Below are 25,473 nucleotides of genomic sequence, written 5' to 3'. Positions count from 1 at the left end.
CTCCCGGCCATCCGGCGTTGACACGCTGAGCCAGTGTTGGCCATGGCATTCCCCTTCGATCTGCGCCGCTGCCGGCTGCTCGGCCTGGCCGGCACCGCCTCCCTCGCGCTGGGCGGGGAGACGGCCGGTGCCCTGCCCGTCGAGGACCTGCCGGCCCCCGCCTCCGCCCAGGCGGCGACAGGCCTGGTGGGGGTCTACTTCGGCGCCGTGCTGCTGATCGCCGCCTGGGTGCTCCTCGGCCGGCTGGTGCGCGGCCCGCGGCCCCCGGGACCACGCGCCCTGCTCCTGGTCCTGGCCGTCTGGGCCGCCCCGCTGCTGCTCGCCCCGCCGCTGTTCAGCCGGGACGTCTACAGCTATCTCGCGCAGGGCGCCATGGCCGACGCCCACCTGGACGTCTACACCCACGGCCCGGCCGCGCTCGGCGGCCCGCTCGCCGACCAGGTGGCCCCCATGTGGCGGCACACCGGGGCGCCGTACGGACCCGCCTTCCTGGGTCTGGCCTCCGCCCTGTCCGGCCTCACCGGGGACCGGTTGCCCGCCGGCCTGCTCGGCATGCGCCTGCTGGCGCTGCTCGGCGTGGCCCTGATGGCGGTGGCGCTGCCCCGGCTCGCCCGGCACAGCGGCGCCGACCCGGCCGCCGCGCTCTGGCTCGGCGCCCTCAACCCGCTGGTGCTGCTGCACCTGGTCGCGGGGGCCCACAACGACGCCCTGATGCTCGGCCTGCTCGGGCTCGGCCTGGTCGCCGCGCGGGCCCCCCGCCTCTCCCTCGGCGCCCTCGGCGCCGTACTGGTCACCCTCGCCGCCCTGGTCAAGGTGCCCGCCGCGCTCGGTCTGCTCGCGGTACTGGTGCTCCAGGTCCGCTCCGGCCGCCGCCCGCTGCCGGCCGCCCTGACCACCGCGGGCGCCGCCGCGGCGACCACGGTCGCGGCCACCGCCCTGGCCGGCACCGGCTACGGCTGGATCGGCGCCCTCGGCACCCCCGTCTCCCCGCACAACTGGGCGCCGGCCAGTCTGCTCGGCCGGGCCACCGCGGCGCTGCTCGCCCGGCTCGGCAGCGGCCTGGCCCCGCTGGCCGTACCGGCCTGGCAGCTTTTCGGCCTGGCGGCCACCGCCGCGGCCGTCGCCCTGATCTGGCACCGGCTGCGGCTACAGCCGGTGTACGCGCTGGGGCTGAGCCTGCTCACCGTCGCCGTGTTCGGCCCGGCGATCCGCCCCTGGTACGTGCTGTGGGGCCTGTTCCTGATCGCCGCCGCCGCGCCCAGCACCTCGGTGCGGCGCCGGGCCGCGGCCCTCGCCGCGGTCCTCGCCCTCGCCGTGCTGCCCAGCGGCGGCCCCGCCGACGCGGGCCGGCTGGCGCTCGCGGTCTGCGGCGCGGTGCTCGGCGTGGTGGTGCTGTGGCAGGCCCACCAGGCGGCGCAAGCCCCCGCCCCCGTCCCGGGGCGCGCCGCATGAGGGGCCCGCGCACCGAACGGGGGCGGCTGCTGCTGGTCCTCGCGCTCGTCGCCGCCGTCGTCGCGTTCACCGCGACCGTGCCGCTGCTGCGCGGCTTCTTCGACCTGCGCGTCTACTACGGCACCGTGCACACCTGGGTGCACCACGGCGGCCTGATCTACGACTACCGGGTGCCGGGCACGCCGTACGGCTTCACCTATCCGCCGTTCGCCGCCGTCCTCATGCTGCCGCTGGCGGTGCTGGGCCGAAGCGCGGCGATCGCCGCGTCCCTGCTGGTCAACACGGCCGCGCTCGCCGTCGTCCTGCGCGTGCTGGCCGGTGAGCGGTGGCGGCGCCACGGCTGGTACGGCTGGGTGCCGGCCCTGTGCGCGCTGGCGCTGTTCGAACCGCTGCGGGACACCTTCAGCTTCGGTCAGGTCAACGTCGTCCTGCTGGCCCTCGTCCTCGCCGACGCCTGGCTGCTGACGAGCGGCCGGGGCCGCTGGGCGGGCGCCGGAACCGGGCTCGCCGCCGCGATCAAGCTGACGCCGGCCCTGTTTATCGGGATGCTGCTGCTCGCCGGGCGTCGCCGGGCGGCCGGGACCGCCGTTGCGGTGGCCGCCGCCGCGACCGCGCTGGCCGCCTGGGTGGACCCCGCGGCCTCCCGGTTCTACTGGACCGAGGCGCTGTGGGACACGGGCCGGGTGGGCCGTCTGGACTACGTCTCCAACCAGTCGCTCCAGGGCGTGCTGGCCCGGCTCGGCGAGACGGGCCGCCCGCTGTGGGCGACGGCGGTGCTGCTGACCCTGTGCGTCTGGGCATGGCGGACCCGCCGGGCGGCGGCGGCCCGCGACTGGACGGCGGCCTTCGCCCTCACCGGGGCGGCCGCCTGCCTGGTCAGCCCGATCACCTGGGTGCACCATCTGGTGTGGCTGCTGCCCTCCTTCGCCGTGCTGCTGCGCGCCGGGCGCCGACGCCTCGCGGGCGTGCTGTACGCGGTGCTGTGCAGCAGCGTGGTGTGGCTGTGGGTCGACGACGCCTCCGGCCTCGGCGGCTTCCTCGGGAGCAACCTCTACACCTGGATCACCCTGGGGCTGCTGCTCGGCCTGCCGGTCGGTCAGCCGCGTGCGGCCCTGCCCCTGGCCCGCAGCGCCAGCGCCACGGCTCCCGCGCCGAGCCCGGCCAGCCCCACCCCGACGGCCGTGCCGGGCCAGCCCGAGTCGTCGCCCCCCGTCCCGGACACGGCGGCCGCCACCGGTGCGGCCGAGGCGGCCGGCCTGGGTTTCGGCCGCAGCCCGTCCAGGGAGCCGACCGGGTCGACCAGCCCGTTCGCGGCGAAACCCCAGTCGAGCAGCGCACGGGCCTCCTCGTACACCGCGAAGCCGCCGCCGCTCTGAGGGTTCATCACCGTTGCCACGAGGGTGTGCCCGCCCCGGCGCGCGGCGGCCACGAGGGTGTTGCCCGCGTTGCTGGTGTAGCCGTTCTTGATGCCGATCAGGCCCGGGTAGGGCGCGACGCCGTCCGCTCCGGTCAGCAGCCGGTTGGTGTTCTCGATGGGGTACGGCGAACCGTCACCCGGGAACTCGGCCTGGGCGGTGGAGCAGTACGCGGCGAAGTCGGGGTCGCGCAGGCCCTCCCGGCCGAAGACGGCGAGGTCGTAGGCGGAGGAGACCTGGCCGGGGGTGTCGTATCCGTCCGGCGACAGCACATGGGTGTCCAGCGCGCCCATGGCGCGGGCGTTGGCCTGCATCCGGCGGGCGGTGGTCTCCCAGCCCCCGTTCAGGGAGGCGAGGACGTGCACGGCGTCGTTGCCGGAGCTGAGGAAGACCCCGCGCCACAGGTCCGCCACCCGGTAGCTGTGCCCCTCCTCGACCCCGACCAGGCTGCTGCCCTCGGCGACGTCGGCCAGTTCCTGGTAGCGCACCGTGTGCTGCATCCCGCTGGGCAGTTTCGGCAGCGCGGTGAGGGCGAACAGGGTCTTCAGGGTGCTGGCGGGCGGCAGCGGGCGGTGTGCCTCGCTCGCCGCCAGCACCTGACCGCTGCCGGCGTCGGCGATCAGCCAGGACAGCGCCGACAGGTCCGGCACCTCGGGGGCGCCCCGGCGCGGGCGGACCTGCACGCCGGAGCGGTAGAGCAGGGACGGGGCGGGGACGGCGGCCCGGGGGGCGGGGGGCGCGGGCTCCCCGCCGCGGGGCCGGGCGGCGCTGTGGGGCCGGCCGGCGAGCGGCGCGGCGGTGGCCGTGGCGGGGGTGAACGCCAGCACGCCCGCCACGCACAGGGAGCAGACCGGCGCGACCGCCCGGTATCTGAATCTGGTGATCATATGATCAACGTACGAATGAGAGGGGCGTGCGCGCGCCGGCCGCGCCGTCCGGCCCAGCGGAGCAACCCGGATGACGCACCGGCAGGGCGCGGTTAGCCGGTGGGCAGCGTCGGCCGCACCTGCCGCAGGAACGCCGCGTTGTCCGGGGTGGCGCGCAGCCGCGCCAGCAGGGTCTCCAGGGCCGCCGGCCCGCCCTCACGGGAGCGCAGGGCCCGGCGCAGTCCGTGAGCGGCGCTCAACTCGGCCGGGGTGAGCAGCAGTTCCTCGCGCCGGGTGCCGGAGCCGTCGAGGTCCACGGCGGGGAAGACCCGCCGGCCGGCCAGTTCCCGGTCCAGCCGCAGCTCCATGTTGCCCGTGCTCTTCAGCTCCTCGAAGAAGTAGCCGTCGGCACGCGAGCCGGTGTCCACCAGGGCGGTGGCCAGGATGGTGAGCGAGCCGCCCTCCTCGGCCTCGCGGGCGGCGCCGAAGAACCGCTTGGGGCCGATCAGCGCGCCCGCGTCGACACCGCCGCTGAGGGTGCGGCCGCCCGCGCCGGAGGCGTTGTTGTGCGCCCGGCACAGCCGGGTCAGCGAGTCCAGCAGGACGACGACGTCCTCGCCCGCCTCGACCAGCCGCTTGGCCCGCTCGACGACGAGTTCGGCGAGGGCGATGTGCTCCTTGGCCGTGCGGTCGAAGGTGGAGGCGTACACCTCGCCGTGCACCGTGCGGCGCATCTCGGTGACCTCCTCGGGGCGCTCGTCCAGCAGCAGCACCATCAGCCGGCACTCGGGGTGGTTGCCGGCCACCGCCGCGGCCAGCTGCCGCAGCAGCACCGTCTTGCCGCTCTTCGGCGGGGCGACGAGGAGTCCGCGCTGGCCCTTGCCGACCGGTGTGAACAGATCGGCGACCCGGCCGGCCTGCCCGGCGTCCGGGTGCTCCAGCCGCAGGCGCCGGCGCGGGTGCAGCGGGGTGAGATCACGGAAGTGCCGGCGCGACGCGTGCCGCGTGGCCGCGCGCCCCTCGACCCGGGCGACCTCGCTCAGCGTGCGCCGCTCGCCGAGGACGCCCTCGACGAGGTCGCCCTTGCGCAGTCCGTACCGGCGGACCAGCGCGGCCGGCACCTGCGGGTCGGCGGGGGCGGGGAGGAGGGCGGGGGACCGCAGGTGCCCCTTCCCGTGCGCGTCGATGTCGAGCACGCCGGAGACGAGCGGGACGGCCGGGGCGTCGAGGCCCACCGGGGGGTGTTCGAGTGTGGTGGTCATGGAGTGGGTCCTTTCGCGGACGAGGCGGGGAAGAGCGCGGGGGAGAGGGGAGCGGCCGCGAGGGGAGGCGGTTGCGACGGCCTCCTGCGGCGGAGACGACACCTCGGACAGCGCACGGAACACGCGCATCGGGAGGTGGTGCTCGAAAGAAGCCCGGACCGTTCGGAAGAACTCGGCCGAGGGGCTGGGAGAGAAGACGGCGACATCGGTGCCGATACGAGGGGCACGCACATGCGCTGTTCGCATTGTACCCGTGCCGCCGCTCAGGTCAAGAGACCCACGCGGACCTCATCGCAGGTCCGCACGGTGTGGGCGCCGCCCCCGTGGTCCGGGGACGGCCGGTTGCGGCAGGCTGAGGAGCATGTTCGGACCCGAAGGCCCCACGCTGCGCGAACTCGCCGTCCAGGCGCTGTCCTCCGTCGAGCACGGCTACGACCTGCTCGCCCCGAAGTTCGACCGCACCCCCTTCCGCACCCCCGACAGCGTGCTCGACGCCGTGGCGGGGGCGCTCGCCCCGCTGGGCCCGTTCGCCGACGGCCTCGACCTGTGCTGCGGCACCGGCGCGGGGACGGCGGCGCTGACCGGACTGTGCCGACGCACCGTCACCGGCGTGGACTTCAGCGCCGGGATGCTCGACGTCGCCCGGCGCGCGGCCTCCGGCCGGCCGGCCGGAGGGCCACGGGTCGCGTGGGTGCGCGGTGACGCCCGCGCCCTGCCGTTCACCGCCGCCTTCGATCTCGTCGTCAGCTTCGGGGCGTTCGGCCATTTCCTCCCCCGCGAACTGCCCGGACTGTTCACGCAGGTCCACTCGGTGCTGCGGCCCGGCGGCAGCTTCGCCTTCCCGGTGCTCGCCCCGCCCCGCCCGACCCGCCCCGCGTTCTGGACGCTGCTCGGCTTCGACGCGGTCATGCGGGTGCGCAACGCCCTGTGGCGGCCGCCGTTCGTCATGTACTACCGGGCGTTCCGGCTCGGCCGGGTGACGGCCGAGCTGACCCGTGCCGGATTCTCCGTCGAGCTGCGCGCGCTGCCCGAGTTCGGGTGGCGCCCGGACGGTGCCCCGCGGGCGCGGCTGGTGGTGGCCCGCAGGGACGGGGGAGCGACGCAGGAGGGTCACAGGGCGCGGTAGACCGCCTCGACCAGCGCCCGCTTGCGGGGGTCGTCGGCGATGCGCGACCCCATGCGGTTCATGACGTAACCCACCGACACCCCCGCCTCCGGGTCCGCGAGCCCGAAGGAGCCGCCGAACCCGTCATGCCCGAACGCCCGCGGATTGGGCCCGTAGGCGCCCTGGGGGCCGCTGAGCCACAGGCCGAGACCGATCTCGGTCTCGCTGCCGAGCCCCGCCCCCAGCACGAGATCGACGCAGCGTCCCTGTCCCTCGCGGACCCGCTCCACCGCCTCCGGCGTGAGCAGCCGCCGCCCGCCGAGGAGACCGCGGCCGGCGAAGACGCCGTACAGGTGCGCGACCGCCCGCGCGGTGCCGTGCCCGTTCGCCGCCGGGACCTCCGCCGCCCGCCACTCGGGCGTGTTCGCCTGCGCGGCCCCGAGCGGGGGGTTGGCCATCGCGGCGATCAGCAGCGGCGTCACGTCGCGGAAGGACGCCCCTTCGTCGATCGCCCCGGCCGGCGCGTGCACCAGCTCGGCCGCCCGCCCGTGGTCCCGCACCGGCAGGCCCACGCTGAAGTCGATCCCGAGCGGCCCGGTCACCTCCCGCTGGAGGAAGGCCCCCGGCTTCAGCCCGGAGACCCGCCGGACGACCTCGCCGACCAGGAACCCGTACGTCACCGCGTGATACCCGGACCGGGTGCCCGGCTCCCACCACGGCTCCGTGGCCGCGAGCCGCGCGGTGGTCGTCTCCCAGTCGTACAGGTCCTCCAGCGAGTGCGGCTCGCGCAGCCCGCACACTCCCGAACGGTGCGACAGCAGATGGCGGACGAGTACCTTCTCCTTGCCGGCCGCCGCGAACTCCGGCCAGTACCGGGCCACCGGCGCGTCCAGGTCGAGCAGTCCGCGGTCGGCGAGCAGATGCGCGCAGAGCGCCACCGGGCCCTTGGTGGTCGACCACACGTTCACCAGCGTGTCCCGTTCCCAGGGCCGGGTGCGCGCCGGGTCCGCCCAGCCGCCCCACAGGTCCACCACCGTCTTCCCGGCCACGGTGACCGCCACCGCCGCGCCCAGCTCGCCCCGCTCGCGGAAGTTCTCCTCGAACGCCTCCCGCACGGCCGTGAACCGTGGATCGCAGTGGCCGTCGACCCGTGTCGCCTCCGCTGCCTCCGCTGCCTCCGCTGCCTGCGGGGTCTGCTGGGTCTGCTGGGCGTCGTGCGTGGCTGACATGGGCCCTCCGTGGTCGCGGGAACGGCCCGGGCCGCAGCGCCCGGGCCGGGCCGTTCGAACCTAGCGACCGGGCGGCCCCGGAGGAAGAGGCCGTGCCCGGCACGCGACCGTCAGACGCGGGAGCGCAGCCAGCGCATCTTCGCCGCCTCCTGGTAGGGGCCGCCGCCCTCGTGGTCGTTGAACTCGTACACCTCGATCGCCTTGTCCTCGTGCGCCCAGGCGTTGAACGCCGCGAACACGGTCGACGGCGGGCAGGTCTCGTCCTCCAGGGCCGTCGAGAACAGGGCCGGCATCCGGCCGCGGGCCGCGAAGTGCGTGCCGTCGAAGTAGGACAGGGTGCGCAGCACCTCGGCCGCGCGTCCCCGGTGCGTTTTGAGGAACAGGCCCACCTCGCGGTACGGGTGGCGGTCCGTCAGCGTCACCGCGCGCGGGAAGTCGCACAGGAACGGCACGTCCGGCGCCACCGCGACCAGGTCCGGGACCAGGGCGCCGACGGCGAGGGTGATGCCGCCGCCCTGGCTCTCGCCGATCGCCGCCGTGCGCGCCGCGTCGGTCAGCGGATGCGCGCGGGCCGCCTCCACGGCCCGTACGGCGTCCGTGAACACCCGCCGGTAGTAGTGGTTCTCGGGCGCGTCGATGCCCCGCGTCAGAAAGCCAGGGTGGGCGGGACCGGAGCCCACGGGGTCGGGGGTGCCGCCCCCGCCGCCCCAGACGCTGCCCTGCCCCCGGGTGTCCATCACGAAGTGCGCCCGGCCCGTCGACGCCCACAGCAGATCCTGGTGCGGCAGCCCGCGCCCGCCGCCGTACCCGATGAACTCGACTATGAGCGGCAGGGGTTCGGTGGCGCCGGCGGGCAGCCGCAGCCAGCCCTTGACGGGGTGCCCGCCGAACCCGGCGAACGTCACGTCGTACACCTCGACGGTGGCCAGCCCCGCGTCCACCGGCTCGAAGCGGACGTCCAGTTCGTGTGCGCGCGCTTCCTTCAGGGTGTTCTCCCAGAAGGCGTCGAAGTCCTCGGGTTCGGTGGACCCGCCCCGGTAGGCGCGGAGTTCCGGCAGGGGGAGGTCGAACAGGGCCATGGGCAACCACCTTGATCAGGGCAGACAGTGCGGAGCTCACCGTACGAGGGAGGTCACCCGGCGGGCCAGGGGTGGGGGCGCGGTCCGCTCACGTCCTCGGCTGGGTCCACCTCGGGCCCGTCCGGGCCCACTCCCGTTCCCACTCGGCGAGCCGGTGGCGCAGCGCGATGCGGCGGGCGACCGCATGGCCGAGGAACACCACGCCGCCGACGCAGGCCGCCACGGCCGCCCCGACGGCCACCGCGTGCTGGAGGACCGCCGTACCGGCCGGCGGCGCGCCGACGCCGCGGCCCCGGGAGTCCACCCACACCTCGACCGAGTCACCCGGCCGGGTCCCGGCCGGCACCCGCGTCCAGGTGGTCCGGACGCCCCTGCCGGGCTCCGTCCAGCGGACCTCGGCGCGGTAGGGGTGCCCGCGGCCGGTGCGCAGGGAGGGCGGCGAGGAGGACGGATCGCCGGCCACGGTGGCCCGCACCTGATGGCGCGCGGCGCGCTGCGCCGCCGCCCGCGCCGCGCCCTGGTCGTGTGCGTGCAGGCCCGCGGCCGCCCCGGCCAGCGGCGCCACCAAGCACAGCAGCACGGCGACCGCCAGCACCGTCCACGCCTCCACGACATCGCAGCGGCGCCGCAGCGTATTGCGCCGCCAGCGCCAGCCACGCACCCGGGTCCGCATGTCCGCCTCCTCGCCGAAGCCGACCGCTCACGCCCCGCGCCGCACGCGCCGAAGCGTCCACACCCGTCTCGTACCCCGTACGACGCACCCGGCCCACCCGTCGAACCGCGAGTTCAGGCCCACTTGGGACAGGGTTCGAGCCAAGTACCCCCCGGGGACGCCGGAGAAGGGCGCCGGGGGTCAGCCGAAGCGCTCGATGCGGATGCGGTCCACCGGCTGGCCGGCCCGCACCAGCAGCCGGGAGGCGTGCTCGGCGAACCCGTTGGAGCCGCACACGTACGCCTCCCACCCGCCGGGCGGCCGCTCGGCCATCAGCGGCGCCAGATGCGCGGCCGTCACCCGGCCCACCGGCACCCCCGCGGGGGCGCTGCGGGTGAACACCGGTGTCGTCTCCGCGCCCAGCTCCGGCGCGTAGATCAGTTCCTCGGGGCTGCGCGCGGACACCAGCATCCGCAGCGGCACGTCGAGGCCGCGCGCACGGTGGTGGCGGATCATCGACATCAGCGGTACGACGCCGGAACCCGCGCCCAGCAGCAGTGCGGGCCGGTCTCCCGGCCAGGCGAAGAAGCCGCTGAGCGGACCGCGCACCTCGAACGTGTCACCGGGCCGGGCCACGGTGTGGAACCAGCCGGAGACCTCGCCGTCCGGCACCCGGTCCAGGGTCAGCTCGATGTGCCCCGAATCGTCCGGGGCGGAGGCGATCGAGTAGTGGCGCTGCGCCGTGTAGCCGTCCGGGGCGGTCAGCCGCAGCATCAGGTGCTGGCCGGGCAGGTGCCCCGCCCAGCGCGGCACCGCCAGCCGGAACGTGGCCGTGTACGGCGTCTCCCGGCGGATCTCCGTCAGGGTGGCCGTCTGCCACACCGTCTCGGCCTGCTCGCTCACCGCGATCCGGCCGGGCACCGCGAACCGCGGCGCGCCGCCGGGCATCGTCGTCGTCTCAGTCACCGGAGTACCGCTGCTCCTCCCAGGGGTTGCCGCGCGGGTGGTAGCCGTTGCCCTCCCAGAAGCCCGGCTCGTCGTGGTCGAGGAGCGTGATGCCCGCGATCCACTTGGCGCTCTTCCAGAAGTAGAGGTGCGGCACCACCAGGCGCGCCGGGCCGCCGTGCTCGGCCGGCAGCGGCTCGCCGTCGTACTCCCACACGATCCAGGCCCGGCCGCCGGTCAGATCGGCGAGCGGCAGGTTCGCGGTGTACCCGGTGTGGGAGCGGGCGAGCGCGTGGGTGGCGCGGGCGTCGGGCCGTGCCACGTCGAGGAAGGCGTCCAGGGACACCCCGCCGAAGCGCACACCGAACTTCGACCACCCGGTCACACAGTGGATGTCGCCCTCGTACGCCGACGCGGGCAGCGCGTGCGCCGCCTCCCAGTCCCAGGTGCAGGGCCGTTCGACCAGTCCGTCGATGCGGAAGGTCCAGTCGGCGGGTGCGAGGTCCGGGGTGACCTCGGCGGACAGGACGGGCCAGTCGTCGCGCGCGTCGTACTGTCCGGGCGGCAGTCCCGGGTTGTGCTCGCGCGCGCGGCCCGTGAAGCCTCGCGTGACGTTCATACTTCAACCGTACGCTGTCGCGACGGGTGCCCCGTCCCAGGTCACGGGCCCGGTGCTCGCGCGCGGGCCCGATCGTTGCGGCCGTGTGAACTCCGACCGGAGGCGGGAATACCGGCCCGGGCCCGCTCCTTGGCGATCAGTACCGGCCGTGGTGCGCCGGTTCCAGGGCGAGCGAAGCGAGGGATGAGGATGCGCGAGGCGTACGGTTCCAGCACGGGGAACGGGGTGGCCGCGTGAGCCGGACCGGTGCCCCGCACCCACTCGACAACCCCGCCCTCGCCTCCCTCACCGGCCCGCACGCCCGCTTCGCCGAGCGGCGCGGCCGGGTGCTGCGCTACCCGCTCGACGTCTCCCCGTGGCTGGCGCTGCCCGACGAGCCGGACGCCCGGGACTGGGCGGACCTCGCGGCGCTGGCCGGACCCGGCGCCGAGGTCCCGCTGTCCGGCTACTGCGGTGACGTCCCCGAGGACTGGGAGATCACCTTCCACGTGGGCGGGGTGCAGCTCGTGGACGACGGGGTGGCCGCCGCGCCCGACCCGGAGGCGGTCCGCCTCGGACCGGCCGACGTGCCCGAGATGCTGGACCTGGTGGCCCGCACCCAGCCCGGGCCGTTCCTGCCGCGCACCGTCGAGCTCGGCACCTACCTCGGTATCCGCCGCGAGGGCGCGCTGGTCGCCATGGCCGGGGAGCGGCTGCACCCGCCGGGCTGGACCGAGATCAGCGCGGTCTGCACCGACGCCGCCGTCCGCGGCCAGGGCCTGGCGACCCGGCTGATCCACGCGGTCGCGCACGGCATCCGGGAACGCGGCGAGACCCCGTTCCTGCACACCAGCGCCAGGAACACCAACGCCATCCGGCTCTACGAGTCCCTCGGCTTCCGGCTGCGCCGGCACACCGCGTTCCTGTCGGCGCGGGCTCCCGAGCGGCTCGGAGAGGAGCGGGCGGCGGTGCCGGTGGGGTGAGCCCGGGGCCGCGACGGGTGCCGGGGGAGTCGAACGGGGGTTCGGCGGGCCGGGTGCCGGGTGCCGGGTGCCGGGTGCCGGGTGCCGGTGGGGCCAGGGGCCCGGGGTCCGGCGGGCCGTGGTGCCGTGGTGCCGTGGGTCGCGGTCGGTGCCTCCGCGGTCCGCGGTGCCGGTGGTGAGCCGGGGCCCCGGCGGGTGCCGTGGACCGATCCGGTGCGGGGGGCCTCAGCGGTCCGTGGAGTCGTCCGGTGCCGCGTTGTAGCGCTCCAGATAGGCCGCGAACCGCACCAGGTCCTCCTCCGGAAAGTCCACCAGCCGCTCCCGGACGGCCGCCCGGCGGCGGAGGGTGACCTGGCCGAGGATCTCCTGTCCGGCCTCCGTCAGCTGGAGCACCTGGACCCGGTGGTCCTCCGGGTCCAGCCGGCGCTCGATCAGCCCGGCCCGCTCCAAGGCGGCCACCTGGCGGCTCACCGTGGACTTGTCCAGGGCATAGTGCGCCGCGAGGTCGGTGGCCCGGCAGCCGCCGCTCTCCTCCAGATGACCCAGCAGGGTGTACGACACCAGGGACAGCTCGGGGTGCATCCGCCCGGCCGAGGCGCGGGCCCGGCGGGCGAAGACCGTCATCTCGCGCTGGATCGTCTCCACAGCGGCCTCTGCCCTGCTCACGGGCCTCTCCCTCCTCCGGACTTCCCGTTGCAGAGTACAACTCGGGTCCGCGGGCCCGGACCGGCGGTGGGCCTTGGGGTATGGTGACCGTCCGGTCGCGGAGGTCCGCGGCCCCGAACGCGAGGAGGTGAGACCCATATCCGCTGTGTCAGCCGGGGTGCTCTCTCCTCGTGACGGCGCGGTACGCCGGAGGCGGTGACCGCGGGGAGCGCCCTGTGGTTCCGCGCTCCCGAAAGGCATCCATGCCCTCCCGCTCCGCACTCTCCCCCGCCGCCGTCGTCTCCGCGTTGCGCGCCGCCGGGTGCGTCTTCGCCGAGGACGAGGCCGAGTTGCTCCTCGCCACCGCCCGTGACCCCGCCGAACTGGCCTCGATGGTGGACCGGCGCGCGGCCGGGCTGCCACTCGAACACGTCCTGGGCTGGGCCGAGTTCCACGGACTGCGCGTCGCCGTGACGCCCGGGGTGTTCGTCCCCCGCCGCCGTACCGAGTTCCTGGTGGACCGGGCGCTGGCCGAGGCGCCGGACGCGGCCGTCGTCGTGGACCTGTGCTGCGGCTCGGGCGCGCTCGGCGCCGCGCTCGCCGCCGCGCTGGACGGGGCGGAGGTGCACGCCGCCGACATCGACCCGGCCGCGGTGCGCTGCGCCCGGCACAACCTCGCCCCCTACGGCGGCCGGGCCCACCAGGGCGACCTGTACGCCGCGCTGCCCACCGCGCTGCGCGGCCGGGTCGACCTCCTGACGGCCAACGTCCCCTACGTCCCCACCCCCGACATACCCCTCCTCCCCGCCGAGGCCCGCGACCACGAGCCCCCGGCCGCCCTCGACGGCGGCCCCGACGGCCTCGACGTCCTGCGCCGTGTCGCCGGCGAGGCCGCCGCCTGGCTGGCCCCCGGCGGCCGCCTCCTCTCGGAGACGAGCGAACACCAGTCCCCGGCCGCGCTGGCCGCCTTCACCGAGGCGGGCCTGACCGCCCGGGTGGCGGTGTCACGGGAGTGGTCGGCGCACGTGGTGATCGGGGTGCGCCCCTGGCAGGGAGACCCGCACCCGGGTCCGCCCCGCCCTACTCGGGCCGCCCGTCCGGTTCCCGGGCCCGTGCGATGAGCAGTGCGACGTCGTCGTGGTTGTCCGGGCGGTGGAGGGTGTCCAGGAGGGCGTCGCAGGTCTCGTCCAGGGGACGGGCCGGGTCGGTCAGCAGGGAGAGCATCAGGTCGAGGCGTTCGTCGAGGGCGTGATGGCGGGTCTCGACCAGGCCGTCGGTGTAGAGGACCAGTTCGTCGCCGGGGGCGAAGTCGACGGTGACCGTGGAGAACTCGACCCCGCCCACGCCCAGCGGCACCCCGGTGGGCACGTCCAGGAGCTCCGGCGGCCGGCCGGGGCGCACGCGGGCCGGCGGCAGGTGGCCCGCGTTGGCGATGCGGCACTGGCGCAGCCACGGGTCGTGGACGACGTACACACAGGTCGCGATGGAGTGGTCCAGCGCCGAGGTGGTCCGGTCCAGATGACCGAGCAGCACCGCCGGGTCCAGGCCGAGCGCGGTCAGGGTGGCCGTCGCGGTGCGCAGCCGGCCCATGGTGGCGGCCGCGTCGATGCCGCTGCCCATGACGTCGCCGACCACCAGCGCGGTCCGGCCGCCCTCCAGCGGGATCACGTCGAACCAGTCGCCGCCCACCTCGCTGGTGACCCCCGCCGGCTGGTAGCGCGAGGCCACCTCCAGACCGGTCGTCACCGGAGGATCGCTCGGCAGCAGACTGCGCTGGAGGGTGAGCGCGGCGTTGTGGGCGTTCTGGTACCAGCGGGCGTTGTCGATCTGCACCGCCGCCCGGGCCGCCAGCTCCCGCGCGAGCAGCACGTCGTCCCCGTCGAAGGGCCGCGGGTTGCGGGTGCGCTTGAGGTCGAGCGCGCCCAGCACCTCGCCGCGCGCGATCAGCGGTACCGCCAGATACGAGTGCAGGCCCGCCCGCGCCAGCAGCGCCGCCGCCCGCGGTGAGCGCGCGATGCGCGGCAGGTCCTCGTCCTTCACCCGCGGCACCAGCACCGCCTCGGCGGTGCGCACGCACTCGGTGACCAGCCGGTCGGGGGCGTACCGCGCGATCCCGCCCGGCGGATCGGCGGCCCGTACCGCGTCCGAGTCGTCCTCCGGGCGCAGCGCGAGGGCCCGGATCACCGCGGGCTCCGCGGGACCGAGGGTGCTGGGGCGGCCCTCCACCACGGCGTCCAGCAGGTCGACCGCCGCCACATCGGCCAGCTCCGGCACCGCGACATCGGCCAACTCCCGGGCCGTGCGATCCAGTTCGAGCGTCGTACCGATCCGCGCCGAGGCGTCCGCGATCATCGTGAGCCGGCGCCGTGCCGCCTCCGCCGCCACGGAGGCTTGGTGCTGCTCGGTGATGTCCACCATCGAGCAGGCCACGCCGAGCACATGTCCCACGGCGTCGTCCAGCCGGTACAGCGACACCGCCCAGGTGTGGTCCGTGTCCGGGTCGGCGGGCGTGCGGCCCACCACGACGTGGTCGATCAGCGGGGTGCCCGTCGCCAGCACCCGGTGGGCGGCGTCCGCCACCGGGCCGGTGTCCAGCCCCGGCAGGACGTCGCGGAGCGCGCGGCCCGTGTGCTCGGCGGCCGGCAGTCCGCTGATCCGCTCCAGGGCCGGGTTCGCGGAGACGAACCGCAGCTCGGTGTCGAGCACCGCGAGGCCCATCGGGGACTGCTTCACCATCCGCTCGGACAGCGCCACGTCCTGTTCGAGGCGCCGTACCGTCGAGCGGTCGGCGGCGAGCCCGAGGGCGTACACCTCCCCGCGGTCGTCCAGCAGCCGCATGTTGCGGAACTCCACCAGCCGGGTGCTGCCGTCCTTGTGCCGGATCGGGAAGCCGCCGGCCCAGCTCTGCCCGGTGGTCATCACATCGGCGAAGAGCCGGGCGACCAGCTGCATGTGCCGTTCGTGCACCATCAACCGGGCGGCGTACCGGCCGAGGGCCTCCCGCGCGGTGTAGCCGAACAGCTCCTCCGCCTGCGGGCTCCACAGCACGATCCGGCCGGCGGCGTCCAGCACCACCGAGGCCACGCCGAGCATGTCGAGGAGGCCGCCCGGCGGCACCGGTCCGCGCGCGGGCTCACCGCTCTCGGTCGCCGGAGCCCCGGCTGCACTCATGCCACGCACCGCCTTCGCCCGTCCGCACGGCGTGCCGTCCCCCGTGCCGGTTCCCCGTGTCGTGCCGCGCTCACATCCGACTCTCCGCAGCCTTCGCCGTCAACCTCCACCATCCCTCAACCCGGCGGCGGGCGTCCGCCGGAAGGCGCGGGGCACCCCCGGTCACGACGGCCGACTTGGTCTGTACATGGCTATCGCGCGCACGCCAGACTGTGCGCCGTCCGAGTGCGCCCCACCGCCCTTCCAGGAGCCCGCCATGCCCGCGCCCGCCCGGTTACGCCGCCCCGGAGTACTCGCCGGACTCGTCACCCTTGCCGCCGCCCTGTCCCTCGCCGTGCCCGCGCCCGCATCGGCGGCCGGCACCTGGACCGAGACCGGCTCCGACCGCGCCGACCCGCTGACCGAGAGCCAGGGGCTGGCCTCGGTCGAGGTCCCGGCGAACAGTCCCAACCGCTACACCGGCATCGGCACCATCCCGCTCGGCGACTCCGTGCGCGGCTGGAACCACGTCGGCGACCCCGACGCGTCGTACGAGGGCTACTACATCGAGCCCTACCAGCGGGACTCCGGCAACTCGAAGATGTTCCGCGTGCAGGCGCCGGGCGGCGCCTGGTCGGAGTACGTGCACACGCTGAGCCCCGGCGAGGCCATGAACAACTCGTGGGTGGCGATCTCGCCGGACGGCCAGTGGATGCTGTCCGGCGAATGGGGCACGATGGACCGCCTGCTCGTCTTCCCGACCCCGGGCGAGAACCCCTCCACCTCGCCCTCGGCGAACCTCCCGCAGGCGGCCACGGTCCGTCTGGACCACGCGGTCAGAGACGTCCAGGGCTGTGACTTCTCCGGTCCGACGACCCTGCTGTGCTCCTCCGACGACCCCGACGGGGGCCTGTTCGGCATGACCAAGCCGCTGCTGCGGATCGACCTGTCGGCACCGCCGAGCGGCTCCGCGGACGTGGACGGGCACGTCACCGCGCTGCGTCAGCTGCCGCTGCGCAGCGCGTGCCAGGGCTCCTTCGAGGCGGAGGGCATCGACTACGACCGGCGCACCGGAACCCTGCGGGTGATCGTGGTCTCGCCGGGCGTCTGCGTGCTCAGCGACAGCAAGACGTACAGGTTCTCCCTCGGCTGAGGGGGCGGGTGGCGGGCGCGCGGGCGCGGTGTTTTGCTGGGCGGGGGATGGACGTGGTGCGAACGGGGTACCCCGTGCCACCGCAGCGCGGCCACGAAAGGAGCGATCAATGGAGAACAGGGACCGGTCGCATCCGGAATCCGTCATGGTGGAGATCAGCGGATGCTCCAAGGAGGACGCACGTCTCGTCTTCGAGGCGCTGAACTCCTGCTTCGCGTCCGACCGGGGCAAGGACGAGGTGCCCCAGCAACTCCACGAGACCCGCCCCATGGTGTGGCTCGGCACGTACGAGGTCGCGGACACGCCCCGTCAGGGCTGCCCGCCGGTCCACCTCCGCTCGTCCGTCCAGGCGGACGTCCAGGGCGGCTACTGGGCCGTCGACCGCTTCCGCCACACCCTCGACGCCATGTTCACCGTCGAGGAGACCTGCACGGCCTCCGGCGACCAGGAACGCGACCTCCACCTACGCCTGGAGAGCCGCTGACCCGGCGCGCCCCGGCGCCCCGCCACGCCCCGGCCGGTCCCGTACCGGCTGGGGCGTCCTGTGCCGGTCCGGATTCCGGGGCGGCCTGAGCGTTTCGTACGTACCCGTAGGTACGGGGGGTGGTGGTACGGCCCACACGTTTATGCAACTAGTTGCACAAGCGGGTTCGGTTGCTCTACAACAAGAAGCGACCGCACCCGTGCACGGAGGGCCTGAGATGAGCCGTTACCCCCACTTGCTGACCCCGCTCGACCTGGGGTTCACCACGCTGCGAAACCGGGTGCTCATGGGATCCATGCACGTGGGACTGGAGGAGGCCGAGCGCGGGTTCGAGCGGATGGCGGCGTTCTACGCCGCCCGGGCGCGCGGCGGCGTCGGGCTCATCGTCACGGGCGGCATCGCGCCGAACGAGGAGGGGCGGCCGTACGAGGGCGGGGCCAAGCTCACCACCGAGGCGGAGGCCGAGCGGCACCGGGTGGTCACCGACGCCGTGCACCGCGAGGGCGGCCGGATCGCCCTGCAGATCCTGCACTTCGGGCGGTACGCCTACCACCGGGACCTGGTCGCCCCGAGCCCGCTCCAGGCGCCGATCAGCCCCTTCGTCCCCCGTGAACTCTCCGAGGCCGACATCGAGCGGACCATCGACGACTACGTCCGCGCCGCTCGCCTCGCACGGCACGCCGGGTACGACGGCGTCGAGATCATGGGCTCCGAGGGCTACCTCGTCAACGAGTTCATCGCCGCCCGCACCAACCACCGCACCGACCGCTGGGGCGGCTCGTACGAGAACCGGATGCGGTTCCCGGTCGAGATCGTCCGCCGGGTGCGCGAGGCGGTCGGCGAGGACTTCATCATCGTCTACCGGCTGTCCATGCTGGACCTCGTCCCCGGCGGCTCCTCCCACGCGGAGGTCGTCACCCTCGCCAAGGCCGTCGAGGCGGCCGGCGCGACCATCATCAACACCGGCATCGGCTGGCACGAGGCCCGCATCCCCACCATCGCCACTTCCGTGCCGCGCGGCGCCTACACCTGGGTCACCAAGAAGCTGATGGGTGAGGTGACCGTCCCGCTGGTGACCACCAACCGCATCAACACCCCCGAACTCGCCGAGGAGTTGCTGGCCGGCGGCTACGCCGACATGGTGTCCATGGCCCGGCCGATGCTCGCCGACCCCGACTTCGTCGCCAAGGCCGCCGCCGGTACCCCCGAGGCCATCAACACCTGCATCGGCTGCAACCAGGCCTGCCTGGACCACACCTTCAGCGGGCAGCTCACCTCCTGCCTGGTCAACCCGCGCGCCTGCCACGAGACCGAGCTGGTGCTCGCGCCGACCCGGACCAGGAAGCGCGTCGCCGTCGTCGGCGCCGGACCGGCCGGACTCGCCTGCGCCGTCAGCGCCGCCGAACGTGGCCACACCGTCACCCTGTTCGACGCCGGCAGCGAGATCGGCGGGCAGCTCAACGTCGCCCGCAAGGTGCCCGGCAAGCAGGAGTTCGAGGAGACCCTGCGCTACTTCCGCCACCAACTCGCCGCCCACGGCGTGGAGGTGCGCCTGAACACCTGGGTGAGCGCCGCGGACGTGGCCGACTACGACGAGGTGGTCGTCGCCACCGGCGTCACCCCGCGCACCCCCGACATCCCGGGTGTCGACCACCCGCGCGTGCTCGGCTACCTCGACGTGCTGCGCGACGGCGCCGACGTCGGCGACCGCGTGGCCGTCCTGGGCGCCGGCGGCATCGGCTTCGACGTCGCCGAGTACCTCACCGACGGCGGGGACAAGGCGAGCGAGGACCCCGCGGCGTACTTCCGCAACTGGGGCGTCGACATGGAGTACACGGCGCCCGGCGGCCTCACCGAGCCGCGCCGCCCGGCCCCGCCCCGCCAGGTCCACCTGCTCCAGCGCAAGACCGGCAAGGTCGGCGCCGGACTCGGCAAGACCACCGGCTGGATCCACCGCACCGAACTGCGGCACCGCGGGGTCACCATGGTCCCGGGCGTGCGCTACGACCGCATCGACGACGCCGGCCTGCACATCACCGTCGGCGAGGAGAGCACCGTCCTGGAGGTCGACACCGTGGTGCTGTGCACCGGCCAGGAACCGCGCCGCGACCTGTACGAGGAGCTGGTCGCCGTCGGCCGCGGCGCGCACCTGATCGGCGGTGCGGACGTCGCCGCGGAGCTGGACGCCAAGCGGGCCATCAAGCAGGGCACCGAACTGGCGGCGGCGCTCTAGGCCCCCGCCGGGGCATCCCTAGGATGAGCCCATGTCACTCCCGCACGCGATCCTCACCGCCCTGCTGGAAAAGCCGTCGTCGGGACTGGAGCTGACCCGCCGGTTCGACAAGTCGATCGGCTACTTCTGGTCCGCGACGCACCAGCAGATCTATCGCGAGCTGGGAAAGCTGGAGGGCGAAGGGCTCATCCGGGCGCTGCCGGCCGAGCAGCCGGCCCGTGGGCAGAAGAAGAGCTACGAGGTGCTGCCCGCGGGCCGCGCCGAACTGGCCCGCTGGACCGCCGCCGCACAGGACCCCAAGCCGCTGCGGGACACCCTCCTGCTGCGGCTGCGCGCGGCGGCGGTGGTCGGCACGGCGGGTCTGGAGGCGGACCTGCGGCGCCATCTGGAGCTGCACCGGCGGCAGTTGGCCGAGTACGAGGAGATCGAACGCCGCGACTTCCCACCGGAGCGGAACGCCCCCGAGGACCGGCTGCGGCACCTGGTGCTGCGGGCGGGCATCGACCTGGAGACCTTCTGGACGCAGTGGCTGTCCCACGCCCTCGCGGAGTTCCCCGGACCGTCCGACGACGGCGAGACGGGCTGACCGGCTTCCGGGCGCGCCGGGGCCGGACGGCGTGGCGGGCACCGGCCGGTCGCGGGGGGCGTCGGTTTCGAACGGTGGTACGGGCGCCGGCCGGTGACGACGCCGGGGCCATCGGTCGCGCGGGCGCCGGGTGCCGGCCGCCGTGGTCGTGCGGCGTCGTCGCCCGGCCGGGTCCGGCGCCCTGCGCGGGTGCCGGACCCGTGGACGTCGATCCGGCGGGCTCGTTCGCGTCCTTGCGGTTCGAGGGCCGGATCCGGGCGGCGGGGCCGGCGCCGGTCCATGTCGGCGGGCCGGGGCAGGGGGTCAGGGGCGCGTCGGTTTCGAGCGGCGGCGCAGGCACCACACGGCGGTGACGGCGCCCGCGCCCACCAGGGCCGCGCCGACGCCGAGGGTGAGGGGGCCGTAGTCGCGGACGGCGCCGCCCAGGCCGCCGTTGACGCCCCGGGCGGGCGCCGGCTGGACGGGAACCGGGCGGGTGGGCAACGGCCTGGAGGTGGTCGAGAGCGTCGGTGCGGACCCGGCGGAGACGATCACCGCCTGGCTGCCCGCCGTACTGCCGCTGGAGCAGACCACCACCACGGTGTAGGTCCCCGGGCTCACCCCGGACCAGGCCGCGGACTGGCTGACGGTGGTGCCCGACAGCGCCGCCTGGCGGCCCTGGGAGAAGCTGGCCTGACTGCTGGTGAGCAGCGCCGCGGTGCCCCAGCTGCCGTTGATCTGGGTGCACGCGCTGGTGACCACCGAGACGGAGGAGCCGGTGGTGCTGACGGAGATGCCGGAGACCGCTGCGGCCGGCGCCGCGAGCGCGACCGGGAGTGCGGCGGTGGCCGTGAGGGCGAGACCGGAGCGGAGCAGGGATATGGACTTGCGCATTGGCTGGCCTCCGGCGGCACGGCCGGCGGCACGTCCCATGCGCCGCCCAGGGTCGGGAATCATCCGTGCTGCCTGGTCAGCAGCCAACGCGGCCCGGCGGGCCCCCGCACCCGGACGGCATCCGGCCGGGTGACACGGACCCGCCCGCGGCGCCCCGGGATGCGGCCCCCGCCGGGCTGTGGTCAGCGCCCCGTGGTCACGGTGCGCTCCGGCGACCAGCCGCCCCAGGTGCCGTCGGGCAACCGGGCCCGCAGCCGTACCCGGTGCTCCTCCCCGGCCGCGCGGCCCAGGTAGAAGCTGTAGTGCGCCCGGCCGCGCGGCGGGGTGCCGCCCCACTCCAGCGAGGTGGCCGAGGTGCCGTCGAGCCGGATCGCGTACTGCGTGATCACCCCGTCCGTGCTCGGCGGATCCCAGGACAGGTCCAGGTAGTAGGCGCCGTCGGCGCGGTGGGTCGCGGCGGTGAAGCCGGTCGGCGCGGTGGCCCGGCCGTCGTCGGTGCCCGGGGTGGTGAGGCGGACCGGGGCGCTCGCGGGGGAGAGGTTGTCCGCCGCGTCCCGGGCCCGCACCGTGAACACGTACCGGGTACCGGGGCGCAGCCCGGTGACGACCGCGGAGGTCAGGTTCCCGCCGACGCTGTGGATTTGTGTGCCGCCCTGCTGGATGTCGTACGACACCACGCCCCGGTCGTCGTGGGAGGCGCCCCAGGACAGCCGGACCGCCCGGCTGCCGTCGGTCCGTCCGGTGGGCGCCCCGGGCCGGGTCGGCGCCGAGCGGTCGGCCGCGACCCGGGCGGGCGTCCGCGCCCGCACCGGACGGCTCGGCGGCCCGAGCCGTCCGGCCTTGTCCCGGGCCCGCACGGTGAAGGCGTACTCGGTGGACGGCCTGAGCCTGACGACGTCCACCATGCGCTGCGCACCGGGCACCTCGGCCGTCTTGGTGCCGCCCCGGTACACCTCGTAGGAGCGGATGCCGGAGTCGTCCGGCACCGCGTTCCACATCACGTGCACGGAGGTGGCGCTGCCGGCCTGCGCGGTGACCCCGGTCGGGGCGCCCGGCATCCGGCCCTCGTCGCCCGTGTCGGCCCGGCTCCAGCCGCAGGACGCGAGCAGCAGCAGGGCGCCGCAGACCAGCACGAGCGGAAGGGGAACGCGTCGCACGGCTCTGCCTCCACGGTCGGCTCAACGGCGGCCCGGCAATGGTCCGGACCAATATGGCCCGCTCGGCGCGCCCGCGGCAAGGGGCCGGTGCCGAGTGCCCCGCGCGGTTACGTATGCTGAAGGTCCCTGCGGCATGAACTCCCCGAGAGGGCTGGGGAGTTCATGCCGTTGGCGCGGAAACGCTGTCGTCGCCGAACCCGCGCCGGCGCGGGCGGCCGGGGGACCTGGATCGGAGGCGGTCCGGGTTCCCGGCCCCTGTTGTCCCCCTGGAGCCACCCGTTCGGCGGTGGGACCATCACATCCTATGCCCCGAATGCCCGATTTGTTCCCTCACGGGTTGTCAGTAGCGTGCTCCATCCGGCCCCTTGGGGGCGGCCCCTGCGGCCGGGCGTCCGGACCGCGGCCCACAGTGGGCTCGACATGTCCCCGAGGAGAGGGTTCCTCATCGTGCGTGTGCGTGTCCCGACGCTGACGCTGGCCGCGGTCGGCGCGGCCCTGATCGCCCCCGCCACGCTGCCCGGCCCCGCCGCGGCGGTCCCGCCCGAGGCACGGGCGACGACCCACGGCAAGGGCGCCACCCCCGGCGCAGGTCCGCGCAAAAACGTTGCCCCTCGGGCGAGCGCCTCCGCCGGCGCGGCCCGCGAGCACCCGGCCGCCACCCCGGCCCGGAGCACACCGCCCGCCCCCGCCCGCCGCGAGAACGCCCCCGCCGCCGGGGCCCGGGCCGAGGGCGCCGTCACCGCCGAGGACCTGCTGGCCCGGGTCGGCGCCTGCGACCAGATCTCCAAGGGCCTGTACCGCACCGACGAGGACAGCCCCGAGACCGTGCCCATCTGCGGCACCCGGGACGCCGTCTTCTGGAAGGCCGACCTGGACATCGACTGCGACGGCCGGCCCTCCGCGCACTGCAACGCCCAGGCCGACCCGCTGTACTCCCCGGAAACCGCCTTCCACCAGTCCGACGGACGGCCGCTCAGCGCCGAGGAACTGCCCTACATCGTCGTCCCGGCCGCCGGACCCCGCTGGGACCCCGGCGCGCACGGCGTGCGGGGCGGCTCGGTCGCCGCCGTCGTCTACCGGGACCGGGTGCAGTACGCGGTCGTCGGCGACACCGGCCCGGGCGACCTCATCGGCGAGGCGTCCTACGCCACCGCCAAGGGCCTCGGCATCAGCCCCGGGCCCAGCGACGGCGGAGCGGCCTCCGGGGTCACCTACATCGTTTTCAAGGACTCGCGGGCCGAGCCCATCGAGGACCACGCGGCGGCGGTGGCGACGGGGGAGCGGCTGGCCCGGCAGTTCGTGACCGACACGGACGGCTGACCAGCCGCACCACGCTCATGGCGGCCCGTCACACCTTGCGGTAGTCGTACGCCTCCTTCGCCGCCGCCTCCACCCCGTCCAGGTCGGCACCCGCGGCGGCCGTCACCACCGCGGCCACCGCACCCTCCAGGAACGGGGCGTCCACCAGTCGCGTGTTCTCCGGCAGTTCGTCGCCCTCGGCCAGCAGCGCCTTCACGGTGAGCACCGCGCTGCCGAGGTCGGTGAGGACCGCCACCCCGGCGCCCCGGTCGGCCGAGGCCGCCGCGGCGGCGATCAGCTCGGCGCTGGTGCCGAGCCCGCCGCCCTCGGTGCCGCCCGCCGGGGCCACCGGCACCGCCTCGGCCCCGCCCGCGAGCCCCTTGGCCAGCGTCGCGACCGAGGCGGCGACCTCGGCGCTGTGCGACACCAGCACGATCCCGACCAGCTTCTCCTCGCTCACGTCAGCCCTCCGCGGTCTCGGCCAGCGCCGCGATCAGCAGCGCCGACGACGTCGCACCCGGATCCTGGTGGCCGACGCTGCGCTCCCCCAGGTAGCTCGCCCGGCCCTTGCGCGCCAGCAGCGGGACGGTGTCCTCCGCCCCCTTCTCGGCGGCCTCCCGGGCGGCGCCGAACCCGTTCCCGAGCGCCTCCACGGCCGGCAGCAGGGCGTCGACCATGGTCTTGTCGCCGGGCGCCGCCCCGCCCAGCTTCATCACACCCTGCACACCCGCCCGCAGCGCCTCGGCCAGCTGTTCCTCGCCGACCTCGGCGGCCTCTCCGAGCGCCTTGCCGGTCCGGCGCAGCAACGTGCCGTACAGCGGCCCCGAGGCGCCGCCGACCGTCGAGATGAGCTGGCGTCCGGAGAGCATCAGCACGGCGCCCGGCGTGTCCGGCGCCTCGTTCTCCAGCGTCGTCCGTACGGCCGCGAACCCGCGCTGCATGTTGCTGCCGTGATCAGCGTCCCCGATGGCCGAGTCGAGGGCGGTGAGCCGCTCCGCCTCGCGGTCGACGGACGCGGCGGTCGCCGTCATCCAACGGCGGAAGAAGTCGGCGTCGAGCACTGGACCTCCAAACATAGTAAGGGCGTTGAGCGCTGTGTCCGCCGTATCACATCCCCCAGCGCAGCGCCGGGGTGCGCACCGGCGCGTCCCACAACCGCAGCATTTCCTCGTCGACCTGGCACAGGGTCACCGAGGCGCCCGCCATGTCCAGGGAGGTGACGTAGTTGCCGACCAGGGTGCGCACCACGGCCACCCCGCGCTCGGCCAGCACCCGCTGCACCTCGGCGTTGAACCCGTACAGTTCCAGCAGCGGGGTGGCGCCCATGCCGTTGACCAGGACGAGCACGGGGTTGTGCGGGGACATGTCCTCCAGGATCGCGTTCACCGCGAAGTCGGCTATCTCCCCGGAGGTCATCATCGGCCGCCGCTCCCGGCCCGGCTCGCCGTGGATGCCGATGCCCAACTCCAGCTCGCCCACCGGCAGGTCGAAGGTGGGGGAGCCCTTCGCCGGGGTGGTGACGGCGCTGAGCGCCACGCCGAAGCTGCGGGAGTTCTCGTTCACCCGGCGGGCTATCGACTCCACCTGCTCCAGCGGCCGCCCCTCGGCCGCGGCGGCACCCGCCAGCTTCTCCACGAACAGCGTCGCCCCGGTGCCGCGCCGCCCGGCCGTGAAGAGGCTGTCGGTGACGGCCACGTCGTCGTTCACCAGCACCTTGGCGACCTGGACGCCCTCGTCCTCGGCCAGCTCCGCCGCCATGTCGAAGTTGAGCACGTCGCCCGTGTAGTTCTTCACCACGAACAGCACCCCGGCGCCGCTGTCCACGGCGGCCGCCGCGCGCACCATCTGGTCGGGCACCGGCGAGGTGAACACCTCACCCGGACAGGCGGCGGACAGCATGCCGGGGCCGACGAACCCGCCGTGCAGCGGCTCGTGCCCGGACCCACCGCCGGAGACCAGCGCGACCTGTCCCGCCACCGGAGCGTCCCGGCGGACGATCACCCGGTTCTCCACGTCCACCGCCAGGTCCGGATGCGCGGCCGCCATCCCGCGCAGCGCGTCCGCGACGACGGTCTCCGGCACGTTGATCAACATCTTCATGCCTGTCTCCCAGAAAGCTCGCAGGTGGTCCCTGACCGGTGTTTTCCCTGTTCAGGCCGGGTGGGACCAGGTGGGTGGTCGGAGCCTTGCACCTCAGTATCGGTCTTGTGGCCCCGAAGGTCATGTGCGCTGCCGCATTCCGCGGCGCCGACGCCCTCCCGAACGGGCCCCGGCGGCGCGTGCCGTGGCCGCCGCCCCGCCGGGCCC

Annotated in this window: 23 protein-coding genes and 1 pseudogene; 10 read left to right on the top strand and 14 right to left on the bottom strand. The window is 75.0% G+C overall.

Features of this window, described 5'->3' with window-relative positions; genetic code table 11:
- Positions 1-42: 42 nt before the first annotated feature.
- Together mptB and BLW85_RS40745 are read left to right on the top strand one after the other, a co-directional pair.
- On the top strand, positions 43-1,452 hold the full coding sequence (gene mptB, locus BLW85_RS06110) for a polyprenol phosphomannose-dependent alpha 1,6 mannosyltransferase MptB (RefSeq protein WP_074991285.1): 1,410 nt from the start codon (positions 43-45) through the stop codon (positions 1,450-1,452).
- The gene (locus BLW85_RS40745; protein WP_074991284.1) at positions 1,449-2,828 is read left to right on the top strand and encodes a glycosyltransferase 87 family protein; all 1,380 of its coding nucleotides are present in this window, start codon (positions 1,449-1,451) and stop codon (positions 2,826-2,828) included. Before mptB ends, BLW85_RS40745 begins: the two co-directional genes overlap by 4 nt.
- 59 nt (positions 2,829-2,887) lie before the next feature.
- On the opposite strand, the pseudogene BLW85_RS40035 reads toward BLW85_RS40745, so the two are convergent.
- A pseudogene (locus BLW85_RS40035) lies at positions 2,888-3,754 on the bottom strand (D-alanyl-D-alanine carboxypeptidase family protein); the annotation flags it as partial.
- A gap of 92 nt (positions 3,755-3,846) precedes the next feature.
- Positions 3,847-4,995 carry a transcription termination factor Rho gene (rho, locus tag BLW85_RS06095; RefSeq protein ID WP_074991282.1) on the bottom strand — a complete coding sequence of 383 codons (1,149 nt, stop codon included), beginning with the start codon at positions 4,993-4,995 and terminating at the stop codon, positions 3,847-3,849.
- 361 nt (positions 4,996-5,356) lie between these two features.
- Here rho and BLW85_RS06090 point away from each other — a divergent pair, with 361 nt between their 5' ends.
- Positions 5,357-6,121 carry a class I SAM-dependent methyltransferase gene (locus BLW85_RS06090; protein ID WP_070026571.1) on the top strand — a complete coding sequence of 255 codons (765 nt, stop codon included), beginning with the start codon at positions 5,357-5,359 and terminating at the stop codon, positions 6,119-6,121.
- On the opposite strand, the gene BLW85_RS06085 is transcribed toward BLW85_RS06090, so the two are convergent.
- From BLW85_RS06085 to BLW85_RS06065, 5 genes are all read right to left on the bottom strand, one after another.
- On the bottom strand, positions 6,106-7,329 hold the full coding sequence (locus BLW85_RS06085; RefSeq protein ID WP_079172272.1) for a serine hydrolase domain-containing protein: 1,224 nt from the start codon (positions 7,327-7,329) through the stop codon (positions 6,106-6,108). The genes BLW85_RS06090 and BLW85_RS06085 overlap by 16 nt on opposite strands.
- A gap of 110 nt (positions 7,330-7,439) precedes the next feature.
- Positions 7,440-8,408 carry an acetylxylan esterase gene (locus tag BLW85_RS06080; RefSeq protein ID WP_074991279.1) on the bottom strand — a complete coding sequence of 323 codons (969 nt, stop codon included), beginning with the start codon at positions 8,406-8,408 and terminating at the stop codon, positions 7,440-7,442.
- A gap of 88 nt (positions 8,409-8,496) precedes the next feature.
- Positions 8,497-9,081, bottom strand: coding sequence for an Rv1733c family protein (locus BLW85_RS06075; RefSeq protein WP_074991274.1), 585 nt, complete (start codon positions 9,079-9,081; stop codon positions 8,497-8,499).
- A 180-nt stretch (positions 9,082-9,261) separates the two neighbouring features.
- Positions 9,262-10,026, bottom strand: a complete 765-nt coding sequence (locus tag BLW85_RS06070; protein WP_074991272.1) for a ferredoxin reductase — start codon at positions 10,024-10,026, stop codon at positions 9,262-9,264.
- Positions 10,019-10,624: a sulfite oxidase-like oxidoreductase gene (locus BLW85_RS06065; protein ID WP_070026575.1), complete on the bottom strand. Its 606-nt coding sequence runs from the start codon at positions 10,622-10,624 to the stop codon at positions 10,019-10,021. The genes BLW85_RS06070 and BLW85_RS06065 overlap by 8 nt, the downstream gene beginning before the upstream one ends.
- A 233-nt stretch (positions 10,625-10,857) precedes the next feature.
- Here BLW85_RS06065 and BLW85_RS06060 point away from each other — a divergent pair, with 233 nt between their 5' ends.
- Positions 10,858-11,586 carry a GNAT family N-acetyltransferase gene (locus tag BLW85_RS06060; protein ID WP_070026576.1) on the top strand — a complete coding sequence of 243 codons (729 nt, stop codon included), beginning with the start codon at positions 10,858-10,860 and terminating at the stop codon, positions 11,584-11,586.
- 225 nt (positions 11,587-11,811) lie between these two features.
- Here BLW85_RS06060 and BLW85_RS06055 read toward each other — a convergent pair whose 3' ends face one another.
- A complete protein-coding gene (locus BLW85_RS06055) occupies positions 11,812-12,210 on the bottom strand; it encodes a MarR family winged helix-turn-helix transcriptional regulator (protein ID WP_374028547.1) in 399 nt (132 codons plus the stop codon).
- A gap of 284 nt (positions 12,211-12,494) precedes the next feature.
- Here BLW85_RS06055 and BLW85_RS06050 point away from each other — a divergent pair, with 284 nt between their 5' ends.
- Positions 12,495-13,352, top strand: a complete 858-nt coding sequence (locus BLW85_RS06050) for a putative protein N(5)-glutamine methyltransferase (protein ID WP_079172271.1) — start codon at positions 12,495-12,497, stop codon at positions 13,350-13,352.
- Here the strand turns inward: BLW85_RS06050 and BLW85_RS06045 are convergent.
- Positions 13,312-15,402: a SpoIIE family protein phosphatase gene (locus BLW85_RS06045; RefSeq protein ID WP_107409073.1), complete on the bottom strand. Its 2,091-nt coding sequence runs from the start codon at positions 15,400-15,402 to the stop codon at positions 13,312-13,314. The genes BLW85_RS06050 and BLW85_RS06045 overlap by 41 nt on opposite strands.
- Before the next feature lie 256 nt (positions 15,403-15,658).
- On the opposite strand from BLW85_RS06045, the gene BLW85_RS06040 reads away from it, so the two are divergent.
- The 4 genes from BLW85_RS06040 (at position 15,659) to BLW85_RS06025 (ending at position 19,837) form a co-directional block, all read left to right on the top strand.
- Positions 15,659-16,534, top strand: coding sequence for a hypothetical protein (locus tag BLW85_RS06040; RefSeq protein ID WP_070026578.1), 876 nt, complete (start codon positions 15,659-15,661; stop codon positions 16,532-16,534).
- 109 nt (positions 16,535-16,643) lie between these two features.
- Positions 16,644-17,018: a hypothetical protein gene (locus tag BLW85_RS06035; RefSeq protein ID WP_070026579.1), complete on the top strand. Its 375-nt coding sequence runs from the start codon at positions 16,644-16,646 to the stop codon at positions 17,016-17,018.
- Between the two features lie 217 nt (positions 17,019-17,235).
- On the top strand, positions 17,236-19,251 hold the full coding sequence (locus BLW85_RS06030; protein WP_074991269.1) for an NADPH-dependent 2,4-dienoyl-CoA reductase: 2,016 nt from the start codon (positions 17,236-17,238) through the stop codon (positions 19,249-19,251).
- Positions 19,252-19,282: 31 nt separating this feature from the next.
- A complete protein-coding gene (locus BLW85_RS06025) occupies positions 19,283-19,837 on the top strand; it encodes a PadR family transcriptional regulator (protein ID WP_074991268.1) in 555 nt (184 codons plus the stop codon).
- A gap of 303 nt (positions 19,838-20,140) precedes the next feature.
- Here BLW85_RS06025 and BLW85_RS06020 read toward each other — a convergent pair whose 3' ends face one another.
- Entirely contained in the window at positions 20,141-20,710 is a 570-nt protein-coding gene (locus tag BLW85_RS06020) for a hypothetical protein (protein ID WP_070026582.1), read from the bottom strand.
- Positions 20,711-20,892: 182 nt separating this feature from the next.
- Positions 20,893-21,867 carry a fibronectin type III domain-containing protein gene (locus BLW85_RS06015; protein WP_074991264.1) on the bottom strand — a complete coding sequence of 325 codons (975 nt, stop codon included), beginning with the start codon at positions 21,865-21,867 and terminating at the stop codon, positions 20,893-20,895.
- 453 nt (positions 21,868-22,320) lie between these two features.
- Here BLW85_RS06015 and BLW85_RS06010 point away from each other — a divergent pair, with 453 nt between their 5' ends.
- The gene (locus tag BLW85_RS06010) at positions 22,321-23,187 is read left to right on the top strand and encodes a glycoside hydrolase family 75 protein (RefSeq protein WP_244175020.1); all 867 of its coding nucleotides are present in this window, start codon (positions 22,321-22,323) and stop codon (positions 23,185-23,187) included.
- Positions 23,188-23,215: 28 nt separating this feature from the next.
- Here BLW85_RS06010 and BLW85_RS06005 read toward each other — a convergent pair whose 3' ends face one another.
- From BLW85_RS06005 to dhaK, 3 genes are read right to left on the bottom strand one after another with little or no spacing between them, the layout of a single operon-like run.
- Complete coding sequence (locus BLW85_RS06005; protein ID WP_070026585.1) at positions 23,216-23,626, bottom strand: PTS-dependent dihydroxyacetone kinase phosphotransferase subunit DhaM; 411 nt, start codon at positions 23,624-23,626, stop codon at positions 23,216-23,218.
- A gap of 1 nt (position 23,627) precedes the next feature.
- Positions 23,628-24,227: a dihydroxyacetone kinase subunit DhaL gene (gene dhaL / locus BLW85_RS06000; protein ID WP_070026586.1), complete on the bottom strand. Its 600-nt coding sequence runs from the start codon at positions 24,225-24,227 to the stop codon at positions 23,628-23,630.
- A 46-nt stretch (positions 24,228-24,273) separates the two neighbouring features.
- Complete coding sequence (gene dhaK / locus BLW85_RS05995; protein ID WP_070026587.1) at positions 24,274-25,266, bottom strand: dihydroxyacetone kinase subunit DhaK; 993 nt, start codon at positions 25,264-25,266, stop codon at positions 24,274-24,276.
- Between the last annotated feature and the right edge of the window lie 207 nt (positions 25,267-25,473).

Source organism: Streptomyces misionensis (genome assembly GCF_900104815.1).
Taxonomy (GTDB): domain Bacteria; phylum Actinomycetota; class Actinomycetes; order Streptomycetales; family Streptomycetaceae; genus Streptomyces; species Streptomyces misionensis.
The sequence above is the reverse complement of the archived record's forward strand: the minus strand, read 5'-3'. Positions and strand labels throughout refer to the sequence as shown.